The following is a 17236-nucleotide window of genomic DNA, read 5'->3' on the forward strand; positions in this document are numbered from 1 at the left end:
ACCATTTCGGGGCGGGTCCTGGCTAGGGTGGTTGGTGTGCACTTGGTAGTCCACGCCGACCAGCGTCAGTTCTCGTTGCGCGACTCAGCTTCCCGCCTGACCGGAAGCGGCTGGACCCCGGCCGCGGTGGACCACCGCATCGGGGCGGAGCCGGGCGGCGTGGCCATCGCCACGGCGCGGTCGGACCTGGTCGAGTCGTCGGTGACGTTGGTTCCGTCGGCGCCGGCTCTGATGGCCGATGCGGAGCACGTCGTGGAAGCAGATCTTCCGGTTCCGAGCGGGAAGCTGGTGATTTCCGGTCCTGTTGACTATCCGTCGCAGGAAAAGTTCTTTTCGGTGTTGCCGGGTTTGTACCGGGCGCGGGTTTCGTACGTGCCGGCTGGGCCGCCGTCGGCCGAGTGGAATGATCATGAGTTCGGGGAGCATTACCGGTATGTGGTGGAGCTGTGGCCGGTGGCGGCTCCGTCCGGGGTTGAGGTCTTGAGGCAGGGTGCTTCGGTCTGGGACGGGTAGGTCGGCCGTGACGGCTTCGCCGAGGTGGGGTTGGGGGCAAGGCCGCGAGACTCGAGTAGCTGATCATCGCCGGCTCGGTCGCGCCGACGAGTGAGTGCAGCGCAGGCCCGGCTTCCACTGGCCCACGACGACAGCTTCGGAACACGAACCTGGGCACCGACCGGGCCCGACAGCAAACCCGTGCAGGCGCACGGTCGCGCCGATGGGCGAATGCAGTGCAGACCCGGCTTCCGCTAGCGCGCGGCGGCAGCTTCGGCCCATGAACCTGGGCGCTGGCGATGCGGACGGCCCGACTGCGAATCCGGGACAGGCGCTCGGGCGCGCCGACCGGCGAGTGCGGTGCGGGTCTGCCTTCCACTGGCCCGTGGCGGCTCCGGCACATGAACCTGGGCGCTGATGTGGGGGGCGCCTGGATTGCGGATCTGGTGCTGATGATGATCTGCGGCGAGTGGTGTGGTCGTCCGAAGTTGTTGTGGGGGCGTGGGTGTAGGCCCGTAGCCGGTGGCTGCGGGCCTGTCCCCTTATTCAATTCCTCACGCCGCGAACGGCAAAGGTTGATGCAGGTTGTTGCGCCTGGGTTTTCGGCGCCTGTCCAAAAACACCGGCGGCAGAAACTCCGGGAGACCATCGGCGGCGATGCGGACCTCCCAGCCGGAACGATGCAGCAACCGGTGATGATGCGCGCACAACAACACCAGATTGCCCAGATCCGTCGGGCCGCCCTCAGCCCAATGACGGATGTGATGACCCTGACAATGCCGCGGCGGACGAGGACAGCCCGGGAACGCGCAACCCCGGTCCCGCAGGAACAACGCCCGCCGCAGCCCCGCCGAGATCAACCGGCGTAGCCGGCCCAGGTTCAACGGTTCGTTCTTCTCCCCGAGCACCGCGGGGATCACCATGCTGTCGCAGGCATGCACCCGGGCCTCGGCCGCGGTCATCGTGGCGGTGTCGCCGAGGGTGGCCGCACCAATACCGGACTTCAGCGCGTCGAGGTGGACGGCGACCATCACGTGGGCGCGTTCCCCCGCCTGCAGTGGCAGGTCGGGGGAGTTCAACGCGAGGTCGAGCGCGTCGGAGAACGCGTCGCCGTGGCGTTGCTGCGGGGACCGGATGTCCGGGCCCTCCTCGGTCGTGTAGCGCTGGGCCAACGAGTCGAGCAGGGCGCCGGCGCGGGTGCCGGTTTCGTCGTCGAGACGCCCCGTCAGCTCCCAGATCCCGGTTCTTTTCCGCCGCAGCGACAGTTCGCGGTGGGGGATGGCGGGTTCGGTGGTGTCGGGTGGGGTGCCGTCAGGGTCGAGGTGGGCCAGGATCCGGGTGCCGAGCGCGGCGACTTGGTGGTGGCCGGCTTCGGCGGTGTAGGACAGCAGGCTCTGTTCGGCCTCGTCGCGGTGCTCGACGGGGATGTGGGTGAGGACTTCGACGATGGTGTCGATCATCGGCGCGCTCAACGACCCACCGGCAGCCACAGTGCCGGTGGCGGGGGCGAGCGCGGGAAGTGGGGTGCCGTCGAGAGCGCGGGAGGGGTTGAGGGCGCGGGCGCGTTTCACGACACGGTCGGCGGCAGCCCGGGGAATGTCGGCGAGGTGTTCGAACAACCGCGTGACCGAGCGGTATCCGAAGAGTTCGAGCACACCCCGTGTCTCGATTTCCATGAGCAGCGAACCGATTTCGGCTTCGGCGGACCGCACCACGGCAAGCAGCGTGCTGACACGGTCGGCCAAAGCCACCGCGTCTGCTTGCCATACCGTTTCGCTGTCCACGCACCAAGATTACCGACGGTTCGAACACGTGGTCATCACTCAATGGGATGAACACAGGGAAATTCAGAGAGCTGTAAGCCCAGCAAGCTTCCAACGCCCATCAACCCGCTTGGCGGTAACAGCCAACTGGGCAACAGAGGACGAAGGAGCACCCCCATCCTGAGCAACAGTTTGCTGATCCAAGAACAACAAGAGCGAAGCGTCATCCCCTTGCAGAGAACGAACTCCCACAGCCCGAACTGTAGTAGTCCGAACCAGCTTCTCAGCCGAAGCCCGCGCACGAGCCGAAGCGAACTGATCCCGGTACTGCCCCACAGCATCCCCGGTCAGCAGGTCGGCAGCAGCCCGCTCAGTCCGAGCCAGATTGGCGTAGTCGTAAGAGAACGAAGCCTTCACCGCGTCACTCACCTCAGAAGAGACGGAAGCAGTAGCCGCAGTATCCACCAAAGCCTGATTGTCCCCCGGGGAAAGCGAAGCCGCCTCAACGCCGAACCAAACGGCACACCCCAAAGCCACCACGACGACAGCAGCCAACACCCGCGTCATGACCCGGCCGCCTGCACACCCGAGATCTTCCACCCCTCCGACGACCGCAGAACATCCACGGTCAACCGGTTGAGCCGAGGCGAAGCAGCCGAACCACCGGTGGACACCCGCACGTCCAGGACCGCCAGCAACCGGGCCGAGTCAGCGGAAACCTCAGTCACCGCGGCCTGCACCAACGAAGCCGTCGACACCGTCCGCGCCGTCGTGGCCCGGTCGATCTGCAACTGCCGATCGCCCGAGAGATCCTTCCCGTACTGCCCCGTCGTCGCCGCGATCCAGCGGTCGACGTCGGCTCCGGCCGAGCGGTAGTCGATCGTGTTCAGCGTGACCAGTTCCGGTCCCGCCGCGGCCAGCACGGCGTCGCGGTCGCGTCCCCGGGCGGCCGAGTCGTCCGAAGCGGCCCGCCACCACGACCACCCTGAAAAAAGCGCAGCCAGCACGGAAAGCACCGCGGCCACGACCAGAACCTTCACGGCGCGCCCAGCAGCCGGCCCAGCCCGCCCGCCGACGGCCCGGTCAGCAGGCTCAGCATTCCCGGCAGGGGCTGCGGAGCCGAAGCAGCCGTCTGCGAAGGCGCGGCCGGGATCGCCGGCGGCTTGCCCGCGTACGGCGCGTTCTGCGAGCCGCGCACCCCCGTCGGGCTGCCCGGCGGCTCCGCGCAGTACGCGTTCATGTTCACCGGCGCCTCGGAAGTGTCGTTCGCCGGACGCTGCTTCGTCCCCTCATAACCCTTCGTGCACGAAGCCGGGTCGAAGAAGTTCAGCACCACACCGAGGTGACCCGTGCCGTCCGGGGACGTCGACGGCGAGAACGCCGAGATGATCGGGTACGCCACCAGCAGTTCCTCTACCGAATCCTTCCGTGACGACGTGATCTGCGCCGTGGTCAGCAGGTTCGCGAACAGCACCCCCAGATCGGTGCCGGACGCGGCGAGCACGTCGCTGATCTGACGGCTCAGCTTCGGCGCCTCCGCGATCACCCGCCGCAGGTCCGGGTCGGACTTCTTGAGCTGGCCCGAGATCGTGCGGAGCCCGGCGGCGAAGTCGGTGATGTTCGCCGCCTGCCGCTGCTGGGTGTCCAGCACGATCCGCGAGTTCGCGAGCAGCCCCTGCGTCTGCGGGACGTACTGCGCGGCCACCGCCGTCAGCGACCCCGTGCTGTCCAGCAGTTGCTGCAGCTCGGGCCCGGAACCGGCGAACGCGTTGTACGTCTCGTCGACGACCGTCCGCAGCGACTCCGGGTGCACACTCGCGACCAGGTCGTCGAGGTGGGTCAGCACGGTGTCCGGCGACGGCGGCAGCGACGTCTTGTCGGGGGTGATCACCGATCCGTCCTTGAGGAACGGCCCGCCGTCGTGCAGAGGCAGCAGGTCGACGAACTGCTCCCCCACCGCCGACCGGTTCGCCACCTGCGCGTGCGCGTCGGCCGGGATGTCCGGTGCGCCGGCGTCGATGTCGAGGGCGACGTCGACGCCGTGCTCGGTGAGCGTCATGCCCGTCACCCGGCCGACCGTGACCCCGCGGTAGGCGACCTCGGAGTTGACAAAAACCCCGCCGGAGTCGGTCAGCTGCGCCGTGACGACGTAGCCGCGGTTGCCGAAGAGCCGGTCCAGCCCGGCGTACCGGCCGCCGGCGTAGACGACCGACACCACGGCGATGACGACAAACGCGATCAGCTGGATCCGGATCTTGCGGGTGGTCACTGGCCGCCCCCGATCAGGCCGAGCAGCCCGCCCAGGAGGTTGGGGCCCGCCGACTGCGGACCCGAGCCGAGGTCGGGCAACGGCAGCGGCGGCGCGAGCGCGGACGGCTGCCCGGACGGCAGCGCGATCGGCGGCTGCGACGAGTTGGTGAAGTTCTGGATCAGCGTGTCCAGGTCGAGGTTCACGTTCGCCTCGACGTTCGCGTAGTCACCCTTGATCACGTTGCCCGCGTAGTCCGGGAACGGGTAGGTCAGCAGGATCTGCAGCGCCTTCGGCAGGTTCGAGCCGGCCTCGCCCAGCTTGGTCAGCGACGGCTGCAGCGCCTTGAGGTTCGCCACGAGCTGGTCACGGCTCTTCGTGACCGTGTCCACGGCGACGCCCGACAACGAGTTCAGCGCGTTCAGCATCCCCACGAGCTGGTCACGCTGGTCGGTTACGACCTTCAGGCCCGGCGCGAGGTTGTCGAGTGCGTTCGACAGGTTCTGCGTCTGGCCGGTCAACGTCTGGGACAGCTTCCCGAGCCCGTCGATCGCCCGCAGGATCTCGGTCCGGTGCCCGTCGAGCTGTGTCGCGAGATCGTCCACTCGGGACAGCAGCGCGCGGATCTCCGGCTCGTTGCCGGACAACGCGTCGTTGAGCTCGTGGCTGATCTTCTGGATCTGCTCGACACCGCCGCCGTTGAGCAGCAGGGAAAGCGCGCCGAGCACCTCCTCGACCTCGGGGTTGCGGTTGGTGCGCCCGAGCGGGATCTGCGCGCCGTCCCCCAGCCGGCCGGACGCCGGTTCGGCCGTCGGCACGCTCAGCTCGACGAACTTCTCGCCCAGCAGCGAAGACTGCTTGAGTTCGGCGTGCGCGTTGGCGGGCAGCGCGATGTCTCCGTTGACGGTCATCGCCACCTGCGCGGACCGCGTGTCCGGCGTCAGGGTGATCTTGTCGACCCGCCCGACGGCGACGTCGTTGACCTTCACACTCGACTGCGGCACCAGGTCCAGGACGTCGGTGAACAGCGCCGTGACGTGGTACGGGTGGTCGCCGACGTCGGCGCCGCCCGGCAGCGGCGTGCCGTAGAGGCCGTTGAACCCGCCGTCGCTGCAGGCCGCCAGCACGAGCACCCCGGCGAGCACGCCCGCGAGCCGCTTCACTTCGCACCGCCGGAAAGCTGTTCCATCACGTCGACGAGCGGGAGCGGCAACGGTGGCAGAGTGCCGTTCTGCAGGGAGTTGAGCACCTGCGGGATCGTCGGCAGCTTCAGCGCGCCGTCCAGGATCGGCGCGAGCTGCTTGCAGATGTTCCCCAGCGTGTCCGGGATCTGCTTCGGCGTGCCCGCGCTGATCAGCCGGCACACGGTGAGGATCGGCGGGTTGGTCAGCTCGTTGAGGTTGTCGCGGACGGCGATGGTGCCCGACGCGGCGTCGTAGGAGTTGATGAAGTTGGTCGCGCCGGTCGGGGCGATGTCGAGCACCTCGGCCAGCGCGGCACGCTGGTCGACCAGGACCTTCGACAGCGACGCCAGCTTGTCCACATTGGACTCAAGCGCGCCCTTGTTGTCGTTGACGAACTGCTGGACGTCGCCGAGCGCCCCGCCGAGGGACTGCAGCGCCGCGCCGACGTCGGACGAGTCCGCCGCCAGGAACCGGCTGACGTCGGCGACACGCCCGTAGAACTCGTTGAGCTGCTGGTCGCTCTGGGCCAGGGCGCCGGTGAAGGAGTTGAGGTTCTGCACGGTCGAGAACAGGTCGTCCTTCGAGCCGTCCAACGTCTTCGCGAGGCCGGCGAGCTGCCCGACCGTCGAGTTCAGCGAAGCGCCGTTGCCCTTCAACGCGCCGGCGGCGGTGTCCAGGACGCCGGACAGCGCGCCGTCCTTGTTCGCGCCGTTGGGGCCCAAAGCCGTCGACAGCTTGTCCAGACTGGAATACAGGTCGTCCAGCTCGACCGGGGTCGCCGTGCGGTCGCGCGGCAGGACCGTCCCGGTCGCCAGCGTCGGGCCGCTGTCGTACGCGGGCGTCAGCTGGACGTACCGGTCGCTGACCAGGCTCGGTGCGACGACCACCGCGCCGACGTCGGCGGGCAGCTCCGCGGAATCGACCTGCATGTCGACGCGCACCGCGTCGCCGGCCGGCGTGACGTCGGTGACCTGCCCGACCGGCACACCGAGCACCCGCACCGACGAACCAGCGTAGAGCCCAACGGTCTTGCCGAAGTAGGCGGACAGCGTCGTGCCGGTGGAGGCGCGGAACACCAGCCACAGCCCGGCCGTCACCAGCAAAGCCAGCACACAAGCGAACGCCAGCCACGTCACCAGGCTGCGCCCGCGGTAGGTGCGGATGGTCATCGGCCGCCCACCCCCTGGTTCGGCGCCGCGATCGGCGGGGTGCAGCCTTCGGGGTTGATGGACAGCCCGGCCGCGGTGATCGTCGGCGGCAGGAGCCCGCACAGGTACCCCTCGAACCAGCGGCCGTTGCCGGTGGCGTTCGCGCCGACACGGGCGAACGGCGCCATCAGCGCCAGGCTCTGGTCGAGGTTGCCCTGGTTGCGCTGCAGGATGTCGGTCACCTTCCCGAGCTTGTCCAGCGTCGGCTTCAGCTGCGCGCGGTTGTCCTGGACCAGCCCGGTCAGCTGCTGCGAGAGCTGCTGGGTGCCGGCGAGCAGGGCGTGGATCGCGGTCTTGCGGTTCTGCAGCTCGGTGAGCAGCAGGTTGCCGTCGCTGATCACCCGCTGGAGCTGCGCGTTGCGGTCGGACAGCGTCTTCGACACCTGGCTCGTGTTGGCCAGCAGGGTGTGCAGGTCGTTGTCGCGGGAGGACACTGTGCGCGCCAGCGACGAGAGCCCGTTCAGCGTGTCCTTCAGGTACTGCGGGCTGTCCTTGAGGCTGTCGGACAACGCGGTGAAGCTGTCGGCCAGCTGCTGGGTGTTGATGTCGCCGACCGTCGTCGACAGCTGCTCGAACGCGTCCTGCAGCTGGAACGGCGTGCGCGTGCGGGCCTGCGGGATCGTCGTGTCCGGTTCCTGCGCGCCGCCGCCCTTCGGGTCGAGCGCGAGGTACTTCTCCCCCAGGAGTGTCTTGATCTCAATAGACGCCGTCGTCGCGTCCCCGACCCGGACGTCCTTGACGCGGAAGCGGACCAGCACCTGTTTCCCGGCCAGCGCCACCGACGACACCGTGCCGACCTTCACGCCGGCGACCTCGACCTCGTTGTCCGGCGCCAGCCCGGCGGACTCGCCGAAGTAGGCCGAGTACGTCGTGCCGTTGCCGAAGAACGGGAGCTGGTCGGAGAAGTACGTCGTCGCCGTGACGAGCACGATCAGCACGAGCGCCACCGCGCCGACCGCGGCCTGGTTGCGATCCTTCAGCCGTTTCACGGACCACACCTCTCCGCGCGCTGGGTGCCGGGAATGGGGATGATCGGCAGGGTGATGTCGAGCGAGGAAATGCCGATGTTGCCGGTGATCCCGCACAGGTAGTAGTTGAACCAGCTGCCGTAGGACAGGGTCCGGGTGAACTTCTGGAGGTTGCCCGGCAGCACCTCCAGCAGGTGGTTGAGCAGCTCGCCCGAGTCGCCGAGGTTCTGCGACAGCACACCGAGCTGCGCGACGTCGTCCTTGAGCGCCGGGCGCGCGTCAGCGAGCAGGCCGGTGGTCGACACGGCCAGGTCGCCGAGTGCGGTCACCGCGTCGCCGATCGGCTTGCGCTGCTCGGCCAGGCCGCTGACCAGCTTCTGCGTCTGCTCGATGAGGTCGCCGAGCTGCGGGCCGTGGGCGTTGACCGTGCCGAGGACCGTGTTGAGGTTCGTGATGACCTGCCCGATCACCTGGTCTTTGCTCGCGATCGCGGTGGTGAGCGACGCGGTGTGCTGCAGCAGGCTGGTGATCGTGCCGCCCTCACCCTGGAAGACGCTGATGATCTCGGCCGAGAGCTGGTTGACGTCCTTGGGGCTGAGTGCCTTGAACAGCGGCTTGAAGGCGTTGAACAACACGGTGAGGTTCAGCGCGGGCTTGGTGCGCTCGGGCGGGATCGTGCCGCCGTCCGGCAGCGCCTTGTCGCCGGGAACGTCGGTGCCGAGCGCGAGGTACCGCTGCCCGACCAGGTTGCGGTACTTGATCGTCGCGGTCACCGACTCCGGCAGCCGGTAGGCCTGCTCGACGTCGAACCGCACCTGGGCGAGGTTCCGGTCCCCTTCGACGACCTCGATCGTGTCGACCTGGCCGACCTTGACCCCGGCGATGCGGACGTCGTCGCCTTCCTTGAGGCCGGACGCGTCGGTGAACTTCGCCAGGTAGCCCGAAGTGTCACCGAAGTTGGTGTTCGCGATGGTGGCCGCGAGAACGCCGGTGAGCAGCACGGTGACGACGGCGAACACCGCGAGCTTGATCAGCGACGGCACGAAGGTCCTCACTTCAGCTCCACCTCCGCCCCGCGGTAGAGCGGCCCGACCAGCAGCCCCGCCCAGCCGGGCACCTGGTCCGGCAGCGCGCCGAGCGCCGGGGACGCGAGCAGCGCGATCAGGTCCGACTCGTCGGCCGAGCCGACGATGCTGCCGCCGGAACCGAGGGCACCACCGCCGGCGGGCAGTGTCTCGGGCGGCGACTTCGGCGGCGGGGGCTTGCTGGAGCCGTCCTTGATCGCCCCGTCCGGCGGGTACTGCGGCCACACGCCCGGCTTGGGGACCGACGGGTAACAGCGCGGCCCGCGCTTGTCCTCGTACTTGGGCTCGTCGACGCCGGGGAGGTACTTGCCGCGGCTCGCGGCGAACTCGATGGTGACCCGGCTGACCTCGGGGTGCGCGGTGCCCTTGCCGAAGGCCAGCTCCGCGCGCGGCACGGACTCCGCGAGCTGCCGCATCAGGCACGGGTACTCGGGCGCGTACTTGGCGAGCACGTCCAGCGTCGGCTGGACGGCCGTGGTGAGCCGGATCAGGTTGTCCTTGTTGACCTGCAGGAAGTTCGTCAGGTCGACCGAAGCCGCGGTGACCGTCGCGTAGAGGTCGCTGAGCTGGGCGCGCTGGTCGACGATCGTGCGGCTCGTCGTCGTCAGGTCGGACAACGCCTGCAGCAGGTCCGGCGCGGCCTTGGTGTAGGTGTTCGCGACGTTCGCCAGGCCGGTGATGTCGGCCTTGACGTCCGGCAGTGACGGGTTCAGCTTGCCGAGGTAGTCCGACAGCTGCACCAGCGTCTGGCCGAGCTGCTTGCCCCGGCCGTCGAGCGCGGTCGACACCGCGGTGAGCGTGCTCGCCAGCTTCTCCGGCTGGACGGCCTGCAGCAGCGGCATGACGTCGTCGAGCACCTTCTGGAGCTCGATCGCGGTGCTGCTGCGGTCCTGCGGGATGACGTCGCCGGCCTTGATCGCGCCCTGCGACGTCTCAGGAAGTTGCAGAGAGACGTACCGCTCGCCGAAGAGCGTCTTCGGCAGCAGCCGCGCCGAGACGTTCTTCGGGATCACGCTCGTCTTGTCCGGGTCGAGGGCCAGCTCCAGCTCGGCGTGGTCGCCCTTCGCCAGCACCGACCGGACTTCGCCGACGAGCATGCCGCGGACCTTGACGTCGCCGCCGGTGCGCAGCTGGCTGCCGACGTGGTCGGTTTCCAGCTTCACGAGCGTCACCGGCGTGAAGGCCTTCTGGTAGACGGCGAGGGTGAACGCGATGAACAGCGCGGCCACGAGCAGGAAGGCCAGCCCCAGCACCTGGTACCGGAGCCGCTGCCAGAGCTCGCGCCTCATCCCGAGATCCTCACCGTCGTGTTCGCGCCCCAGATCGCGAGGGACAAGAAGAAGTCGAGCACCGAGATCAGCACGATCGACGTCCGCACCGCGCGGCCCACCGCCACGCCGACCCCGGCCGGGCCGCCGCTGGCGGTGAAGCCGTAGTAACAATGGGAAAGGATGACGAGCACGCTGAAGACGATCACCTTCCCGAACGACCAGAGCACGTCGCCGGGGGGCAAGAAGAGCGTGAAGTAGTGGTCGTAGGTGCCGGCGGACTGGCCGTAGAGCCAGATGGTGATCTGCCGGGACGCGAGGTAGCTCGACAGCAGTCCGACCGCGTACAGCGGGATCACCGCGGCGACCCCGGCCAGCACCCGGGTTGTCACCAGGTACGGCATGCTCGGCACGCCCATGACCTCGAGGGCGTCGATCTCCTCGGAGATCCGCATCGCGCCGAGCTGCGCGGTGAACCCGCAGCCGACCGTCGCGCTCAGCGCGAGCCCGGCCGACAGCGGCGCGACCTCGCGCGTGTTGAAGTAAGCGGAGATGAACCCGGTGAGCGCGGCCGTGCCGAGCTGGTTGAGCGCGGAGTAGCCCTGGAGGCCGACGATCAGGCCGGTGAACAGCGTCATCCCGATCATCACACCGAGCGTGCCGCCGATGACCGCGAGCCCGCCGGTGCCGAAGCAGACCTCGGTGAGCAGCCGCAGCGTTTCCCGGCTGTAGCGGCGGATCGTGCGCGGGGACCAGGCGAGCGCCTTCGCCGCGAAGGCGAGCTGCTTGCCGAGGCCTTCCAGGCTCTGGCCGGGACGCGCGATGTACTCGAGCGTCCGGTCGCGTTCGAGGGGCTCGGCCGTCATCACATGGCCTTCGGCGGGACGATCCGCAGGTAGATCGCGGTGAGCACCACGTTGATCAGGAACAGCAGCAGGAACGTGATCACGACGGCCTGGTTGACGGCGTCGCCGACCCCCTTCGGCCCGGGCGGCGGGTTCAGCCCGCGGAACGCCGCGACCACACCCGCGACGAAGCCGTACAGCAGCGCCTTGATCTCACTGACCCAGAGGTCGGGCACCTGGGCCAGCGCGTTGAAGCTGGCGAGGTACGCGCCGGGCGTGCCGCCCTGCAGGACGACGTTGAAGAAGTACCCGCCGAGCACACCGACCACGCTGACCAAGCCGTTCAGCAGCACCGAAACGACGATCGCGGCGAGCACACGCGGCACGATCAGGCGCTGGATCGGGTTGACGCCGAGGACCTCCATGGCGTCGATCTCTTCGCGGATCTTGCGCGCGCCGATGTCCGCGCAGACCGCACTGCCGCCGGCGCCCGCGACGAGCAACGCCGTGATCAGCGGGCTCGCCTGCTGCACGATGGCCAGCGCGCTGGCCGCGCCGGTGAACGACTGGGCGCCGATCTGCGCGGTCAGCGAACCGAGCTGCAACGCGATCACCGCGCCGAACGGGATGGCCACCAGCGCGGTCGGCAGGATCGTGACGCTGGCGAAGAACCAGCACTGCTGGATCCACTCGCGGGCCTGGAACGGGCGCTTGAAGATCGCGCGCAGGACCTCCCACGACAGCGTCGCGAGGCGCCCGACCTGGGTCAGGGCCGCGGTTCCCGGGAGCGTGCCCGTGCTCTCGCTCACCACACCTCCCAGTAGGTCGTCGCTGACCTCCGAGTCTTCTCCACACCCGGCGCCCGATTTTCGTTAGCGGTGTTAACTGACCTCGTCAGAAACTCAGGTTGAGGGCGTGCGACGCCGTGGCGCCGCCGTCCGCCACGAACTCCGAACCCGTGGAGTACGCGCTTTCGTCACTGGCGAGGAACAGCACCAGTTTCGCCACGTCCTCGGGCTGCCCGACCCGCCCGAGGGCGACCTTCTTCCCGACGTACGACATGTCGACTTTCTGCCCGCCCGCGGCGGTCTCGACCATTTGCGTGTCGATCGCGCCGGGGTGGACGGAGTTGACGCGGATGTGCTTCTTCCCGAGCTCCATCGCCGCGACCTTGGTCATCCCGCGAATCGCGAACTTGCTCGCGGTGTAGGCGATCAGGTACGGCATCCCGGCCAGACCCTCCACAGAGGACACGTTGACGATGGAGCCACCGCCGGCGGCGGTCATCGGTTCAACGACCGAGCGCATCCCGAGAAACGCCCCGATCTGGTTCACCCGGATGACGCGCTCGTAGTCGGCCAGCGTCGTCTTGCCCAGCTCCGAGAAATGGAGGATGCCCGCGTTGTTGACCAGCACGTTCAGCGCGCCGAACTCCGTGGTCGCCCGGTCTGTCGCGGCCGCCCAGTCGTCCTCGCTGCCGACGTCGAGGTGCTGGTAGACGGCGTTCTCGCCGAGGTCGGCGGCGAGCTGCTTGCCCTCGTCGTCGAGGATGTCGGCGAGCAGCACCTTCGCACCTTCGGCGACGAACGCGCGTGCGGCGGCCTCACCCTGGCCGCGCGCGGCGCCGGTGATCAGGGCAATCTTTCCCGCAAGCCTCACGGCTCCTCCAAGATCTCGGTGGCGGCGAACATCCGGGCGGGGTCACGCTCGGCGAAGTACGCGCTGACGGTCGTGTCGAGCTCGTCGAGACTCCAGCGCTGCTCGATCCGGGGCGCCGCGACCAGCGAGACCGCGCCGCCGTGCACGATGAAGACCTGGCCGTTGACGTGCTCGGCCGCCGGCGAGGCGAGGTAGGCGACAAACGGGGCGACGTGCTCGACCGAGAGCGGATCGGCGCCTTCGGCAGGGGCGGCGCCGAACACGCCCTCGGTCATCGCCGTCCGCGCGCGTGGGCAGATCGCGTTGGCGCGGACGCCGTACTTGGCCAGGCCGCGGGCGGCCGACATGGTGAGCGCGGTGATGCCGGCCTTCGCCGCGGCGTAGTTGGGCTGGCCGGGCGAGCCGATCAGGAAGGCCTCGGACGCGGTGTTGACCAGCCGCCCGTACACCGGCTTCCCGTCCTCTTTGGACTTGTCGCGCCAGTGCTTCGCGGCGTTGCGCGACAACAGGAAGTGGCCGCGCAGATGGACGCGCAGCACGGTGTCCCAGTCGTCGTCCGACATCGAGAACAGCATCTTGTCGCGCAGCACACCCGCGTTGTTCACGACGATGTCGAGCCCGCCGAGGTCGAGCGCGGCCGCGGTGAGGGCGTCCGCGGTGGCGCGTTCGCCGACGTCCCCGGCGACCGCGACGGCCTTGCCGCCGGCGGCTTCGATCTCTTCGACGACGTCCTTCGGCTCGCCGATGTCGTTGACGACGACCGTGGCGCCCCGCGCGGCCAGGGCGAGCGCTTCGGCCCGTCCCAGCCCGGCGGCGGCACCCGTGACGATCGCTGTCCTGCCGGTCAGGCTCACGCAAGGCCTCCTCGTCGAGTCCCGGATCTCGCGCCTACACTAGAATCTGTTCTCGTTCTGGGCAAGCCTTTCAGTAAACGGTGCTAACCCGTGATGAACAGGGCGTTCTTCGGGCAGCCCTTGACCGCATCGGAAACACGTTCCACCTGGTCGGCGGGCACTTCGCCCGGCTTGACGACCAGCTCCTCGTCGTCGTCGAGGTCGAAGACGTCCGGGGCGAACCCCACGCACACCGCGTTCGCCTCGCAGAGCGAGCGGTCGACGTCGATCTCCATGCTTCCTCCGCCGCGTGAGTCCTGGTACAACTAGAACAGGTTCTACTATAACGCCGGATCGAGGTGACGGGTGCGGATCGACTACACGGCCGAGCAGCGGGCACTGGCCGCGGAGCTCCGGGAGTACTTCGCCGAGCTGATGACGCCCGAGCGGCGGGACAGCCTCCGCGCGGGTGACGAGTACGGCGACGGCGTCGCGTACAAGGAAATCGTGCGGCAGCTGGGGAAAGACGGCTGGCTGGCGCTCGGCTGGCCGCCGGAGTACGGCGGGCAGGGCCGGCCGATGCTCGACCAGCTCATCTTCACCGACGAGGCCGCGATCGCCGGGGTGCCGGTCCCGTTCCTCACCGTGAACACCGTCGGGCCGACCATCATGCGCTACGGCACCGACGAGCAGAAGGCGTTCTACCTGCCGAAGATCGCCGCCGGCGAGCTGCACTTCTCGATCGGCTACTCCGAGCCGGAAGCGGGCACCGACCTCGCGTCGCTGAAGACACGCGCGGTGCGCGACGGCGACGAGTACGTCGTCACCGGCCAGAAGATGTGGACGAGCCTGATCGAGTACGCCGACTACGTCTGGCTCGCGGTCCGGACCGATCCCGACGCGAAGAAGCACCGGGGCCTGTCGATGCTGATCGTGCCGACGTCGGCGCCCGGGTTCTCCTGGACCAAGGTGCGCACCGTGGCGGGCGCGGGGACCAGCGCGACCTACTACGACGAAGTGCGCGTGCCGGTGTCGGCACGCGTCGCCGAGGAGAACGCGGGCTGGCCGCTGATCACCAACCAGCTCAACCACGAGCGGGTCGCGCTGACGTCGTCGGCGCCGGTCCGCAAGGCGCTTTCCGACGTCCTGGCGTGGGCGAAGGAGACCGGCGCGATCGACCAGGAATGGGTGCGGGTGCACCTCGCGCGGGTGCACGCGGGCGCGGAGTACCTGAAGCTGCGGAACTGGCGGATCGCCTGGGCCGCGGCGGCGAGCGAGCTCGGGCCGGCCGAGGCGTCGGCGACGAAGGTGTACGGCACGGAGTTCGCGATCGAGGCCTACCGGCTGCTGATGGAGGTGCTCGGCGAAGCGGCCGTCGTCCGCGACGGCTCGCCGGGCGCGCTGCTGGCCGGCCGGATCGAGCGGCTGCACCGCTCGGCGCTGATCCTCACCTTCGGCGGCGGCACCAACGAGATCCAGCGGGACATGATCGCCGCGACCGCCCTCGGCCTGCCCGTCACGCGCTAGGAGCGTCCAGTGGACTTCACCCCTTCCGAAGCGTCGGCCGACCTCGCCGCGCTGACCCGGCGGATCCTCGCCGACAAGGCCACCCACGACCCGCACGGCACCGGCGGCTTCCACGCTCCCTTGTGGACGGCCCTGGGCCAGGCCGGCGTGCTGGACGCGGCCCTGCCGTCGTCCCTCGGCGGTGGCGGGTTCGGGCTGCTGGAGCAGTGCGCGGTGCTCACCGAGATCGGCCGCGCGGTGGCCGCGGTCCCGTACCTGACGTCGATCACGATGGCGGCGTCGGCGCTGGCCGAGTTCGGCACGCCGGAGCTGGTGGACCGCTGGGTGCTGCCGGTGCTGCGAGGCGCGCGGGTGCTCACGGTCGCTTTGTCCGGCTTCACCGCTTCGGACGGCCGGGTGTCCGGGTCCCGGTCCGCGGTGCCGTTCGCCGCGTTCGCCGACGGTTTCCTCGTGGCGGCGTCCGGCGAGGTCTTCCTGGTCGACGCGGCCGCGCCCGGGGTGACGGTGCGGCCGCAGCAGACGACCGACCACGCGGACGCCGCTCTGCTGGAGCTGTCCGGGGTGCCGGGGACTTCGCTGGGCGACATCGGCGAGTGGCTGCGGCTGCGCGGGACGGTCGGCGTGTGCGCGCAGCAGCTCGGCGTCGTCGAGCGGGCGCTGGAGCTGACGGCGGCGTACGCGGCCGAGCGCAAGCAGTTCGACCACGTCATCGGCGGCTTCCAGGCGGTCCGCCAGCGCCTCGCGGACGCCTACGTCGACGTCGAAGCGGTGCGGCTGACGTCCCTGCAGGCGGCGTGGCGGCTGGCGTCCGATCTCCCGTCGGCGGAAGCGGTGGCGACGGCGAAGTTCTGGGCGGCGGAGGCCGGGCACCGGGTGGCTCACACGACGGTGCACGTCCACGGCGGTGTCGGCATCGACGTCGACCACGTGGTGCACCGGTACTTCACGGCGGCGAAGCGCCTGGAGTTCCTGCTGGGCTCGGCGACTCCGCAGCTCCTGGCCCTCGGCGACGAGCTGGCGGCCTCCTAGCGCGCCGCGTAAGTCCAGAACTCGCGCATCAGCGGGGTCGGCGCCGGGTTCGTCATCTCGACCTGCGTGAGCAGGACCATGGCCGTGCCGGTCGCCGGGACCACGTGCCAGGCCGTGCCGGCGCCGCCGATCCAGCCGTAGCGGCCGGGGACCTCCCACGGCCGCGTCGCCTCGACGTCGACCGAGCCGCCGTACCCCCAGCCCTGGCCCTGCAGGAACGTCCGGCCGGCTTCGCGCTGGGCCGGGGTCAGGTGGTCGGTCGTCATCCGGTGCACCGACTCCGGGGTCAGCAGCCGGTGGTCGCCGGCGACCCCCTCGGCCAGCAGGAACCGGGCGAACGTGAGCAGGTCGTCGGCCGTCGAAACGAGCCCGGCCGCACCGGAGGGGAACGACGGCCGGCCGCTCCACCGGCCCTCCGGCGAGTCGATCAGCCGCAGGCCCTCCTCGCCGGGGCGGTACGCGCTGGTGAACCGGCCCAGCGCCGCGGTCGGCACGGTGAACCCGGTGTCGGCCATGCCCAGCGGCTCGAACAGCCGCTCCGCCAGGAACTCCGGCAGCGGCCGGCCCGACACCCGGGAGATCAGCACACCCTGGATGGCCGAGCCGGTGCCGTAGAGCCATCCCTCGCCCGGCTGGTGCAGCAGCGGCACCTGCGCCAGCGCGGCCGTCCACTGGTCCGGCGTCAGGTCGCGCGGCGCCGCCGCCGGGTGGCCCAGCACCTGCAGCAGCAGGTCGACCGCGGGCAGCGTCATGTCCGCCGCGAAGCCGTACCCACAGCGGAACGTGAGCAGGTCGGCCACCGTGATCGGGCGGACGGCGGGCACCACGTCGTCGACCGGCCCGGCCGGCGTCCGCACGACCACCGGCGACGCGAGTTCCGGCAGCCACTGCGCGACCGGGTCGTCGAGCGCGAGCTCACCCTCGTCGACGAGCAGCAGGACCGCCGCCGCGACGATCGGCTTGGTCAGCGAAGCGATGCGGAACACCGAGTCCCGCGCCATCGGCACGGTGCCTTCGGCGTCGGCGGAGCCCACGACCGCCACCTCGACCTGGGCGCCGTTCGCGACGAGGGCCACCGCGCCGGGCACGTCCGCCGCGTGCTGCTTCAGCAGTTCGGTCAGCATCGC

General features: G+C 69.7%; 18 protein-coding genes. 3 read left to right on the forward strand and 15 right to left on the reverse strand.

Annotated features, from left to right (window positions below; genetic code table 11):
• Positions 1-36: 36 nt before the first annotated feature.
• Complete coding sequence (locus ACZ63E_RS22370) at positions 37-513, forward strand: hypothetical protein (protein WP_465338037.1); 477 nt, start codon at positions 37-39, stop codon at positions 511-513.
• Between the two features lie 533 nt (positions 514-1046).
• On the opposite strand, the gene ACZ63E_RS22375 is transcribed toward ACZ63E_RS22370, so the two are convergent.
• The 14 genes from ACZ63E_RS22375 to ACZ63E_RS22440 form a co-directional block, all read right to left on the reverse strand.
• The gene (locus ACZ63E_RS22375; RefSeq protein ID WP_465338038.1) at positions 1047-2276 is read right to left on the reverse strand and encodes an HNH endonuclease signature motif containing protein; all 1230 of its coding nucleotides are present in this window, start codon (positions 2274-2276) and stop codon (positions 1047-1049) included.
• 63 nt (positions 2277-2339) lie between these two features.
• Complete coding sequence (locus ACZ63E_RS22380; protein WP_465338039.1) at positions 2340-2822, reverse strand: hypothetical protein; 483 nt, start codon at positions 2820-2822, stop codon at positions 2340-2342.
• Complete coding sequence (locus ACZ63E_RS22385) at positions 2819-3295, reverse strand: hypothetical protein (RefSeq protein WP_465338040.1); 477 nt, start codon at positions 3293-3295, stop codon at positions 2819-2821. Before ACZ63E_RS22385 ends, ACZ63E_RS22380 begins: the two co-directional genes overlap by 4 nt.
• Entirely contained in the window at positions 3292-4524 is a 1233-nt protein-coding gene (locus tag ACZ63E_RS22390; RefSeq protein ID WP_465338041.1) for an MCE family protein, read from the reverse strand. The genes ACZ63E_RS22385 and ACZ63E_RS22390 overlap by 4 nt, the downstream gene beginning before the upstream one ends.
• Positions 4521-5666 (reverse strand): MCE family protein, encoded by a 1146-nt coding sequence (locus ACZ63E_RS22395; RefSeq protein WP_465338042.1) that lies wholly within the window; start codon positions 5664-5666, stop codon positions 4521-4523. Before ACZ63E_RS22395 ends, ACZ63E_RS22390 begins: the two co-directional genes overlap by 4 nt.
• Complete coding sequence (locus ACZ63E_RS22400; RefSeq protein ID WP_465338043.1) at positions 5663-6856, reverse strand: MCE family protein; 1194 nt, start codon at positions 6854-6856, stop codon at positions 5663-5665. The genes ACZ63E_RS22395 and ACZ63E_RS22400 overlap by 4 nt, the downstream gene beginning before the upstream one ends.
• Positions 6853-7884: an MlaD family protein gene (locus ACZ63E_RS22405; RefSeq protein ID WP_465338044.1), complete on the reverse strand. Its 1032-nt coding sequence runs from the start codon at positions 7882-7884 to the stop codon at positions 6853-6855. The genes ACZ63E_RS22400 and ACZ63E_RS22405 overlap by 4 nt, the downstream gene beginning before the upstream one ends.
• The gene (locus ACZ63E_RS22410; protein WP_465338045.1) at positions 7881-8918 is read right to left on the reverse strand and encodes an MCE family protein; all 1038 of its coding nucleotides are present in this window, start codon (positions 8916-8918) and stop codon (positions 7881-7883) included. Before ACZ63E_RS22410 ends, ACZ63E_RS22405 begins: the two co-directional genes overlap by 4 nt.
• The gene (locus ACZ63E_RS22415) at positions 8915-10237 is read right to left on the reverse strand and encodes an MCE family protein (protein ID WP_465338046.1); all 1323 of its coding nucleotides are present in this window, start codon (positions 10235-10237) and stop codon (positions 8915-8917) included. The genes ACZ63E_RS22410 and ACZ63E_RS22415 overlap by 4 nt, the downstream gene beginning before the upstream one ends.
• Positions 10234-11082, reverse strand: coding sequence for an MlaE family ABC transporter permease (locus tag ACZ63E_RS22420; protein WP_465338047.1), 849 nt, complete (start codon positions 11080-11082; stop codon positions 10234-10236). The genes ACZ63E_RS22415 and ACZ63E_RS22420 overlap by 4 nt, the downstream gene beginning before the upstream one ends.
• Positions 11082-11870, reverse strand: coding sequence for an MlaE family ABC transporter permease (locus ACZ63E_RS22425; RefSeq protein WP_465338048.1), 789 nt, complete (start codon positions 11868-11870; stop codon positions 11082-11084). The genes ACZ63E_RS22420 and ACZ63E_RS22425 overlap by 1 nt, the downstream gene beginning before the upstream one ends.
• Positions 11871-11955: 85 nt before the next feature.
• Positions 11956-12720 (reverse strand): glucose 1-dehydrogenase, encoded by a 765-nt coding sequence (locus tag ACZ63E_RS22430; RefSeq protein WP_465338049.1) that lies wholly within the window; start codon positions 12718-12720, stop codon positions 11956-11958.
• Positions 12717-13574: a 3-oxoacyl-ACP reductase gene (locus ACZ63E_RS22435; RefSeq protein WP_465338050.1), complete on the reverse strand. Its 858-nt coding sequence runs from the start codon at positions 13572-13574 to the stop codon at positions 12717-12719. Before ACZ63E_RS22435 ends, ACZ63E_RS22430 begins: the two co-directional genes overlap by 4 nt.
• Before the next feature lie 83 nt (positions 13575-13657).
• Positions 13658-13849, reverse strand: a complete 192-nt coding sequence (locus ACZ63E_RS22440) for a ferredoxin (RefSeq protein WP_465338051.1) — start codon at positions 13847-13849, stop codon at positions 13658-13660.
• Positions 13850-13919: 70 nt separating this feature from the next.
• On the opposite strand from ACZ63E_RS22440, the gene ACZ63E_RS22445 reads away from it, so the two are divergent.
• Together ACZ63E_RS22445 and ACZ63E_RS22450 are read left to right on the forward strand one after the other, a co-directional pair.
• On the forward strand, positions 13920-15080 hold the full coding sequence (locus ACZ63E_RS22445) for an acyl-CoA dehydrogenase family protein (RefSeq protein WP_465307746.1): 1161 nt from the start codon (positions 13920-13922) through the stop codon (positions 15078-15080).
• A 9-nt stretch (positions 15081-15089) separates the two neighbouring features.
• A complete protein-coding gene (locus ACZ63E_RS22450; RefSeq protein ID WP_465338052.1) occupies positions 15090-16109 on the forward strand; it encodes an acyl-CoA dehydrogenase family protein in 1020 nt (339 codons plus the stop codon).
• Here the strand turns inward: ACZ63E_RS22450 and ACZ63E_RS22455 are convergent.
• Positions 16106-17233 (reverse strand): serine hydrolase domain-containing protein, encoded by a 1128-nt coding sequence (locus ACZ63E_RS22455; protein ID WP_465338053.1) that lies wholly within the window; start codon positions 17231-17233, stop codon positions 16106-16108. The genes ACZ63E_RS22450 and ACZ63E_RS22455 overlap by 4 nt on opposite strands.
• Between the last annotated feature and the right edge of the window lie 3 nt (positions 17234-17236).

The sequence above is a fragment of the Amycolatopsis sp. NPDC104819 genome (genome assembly GCF_055583145.1).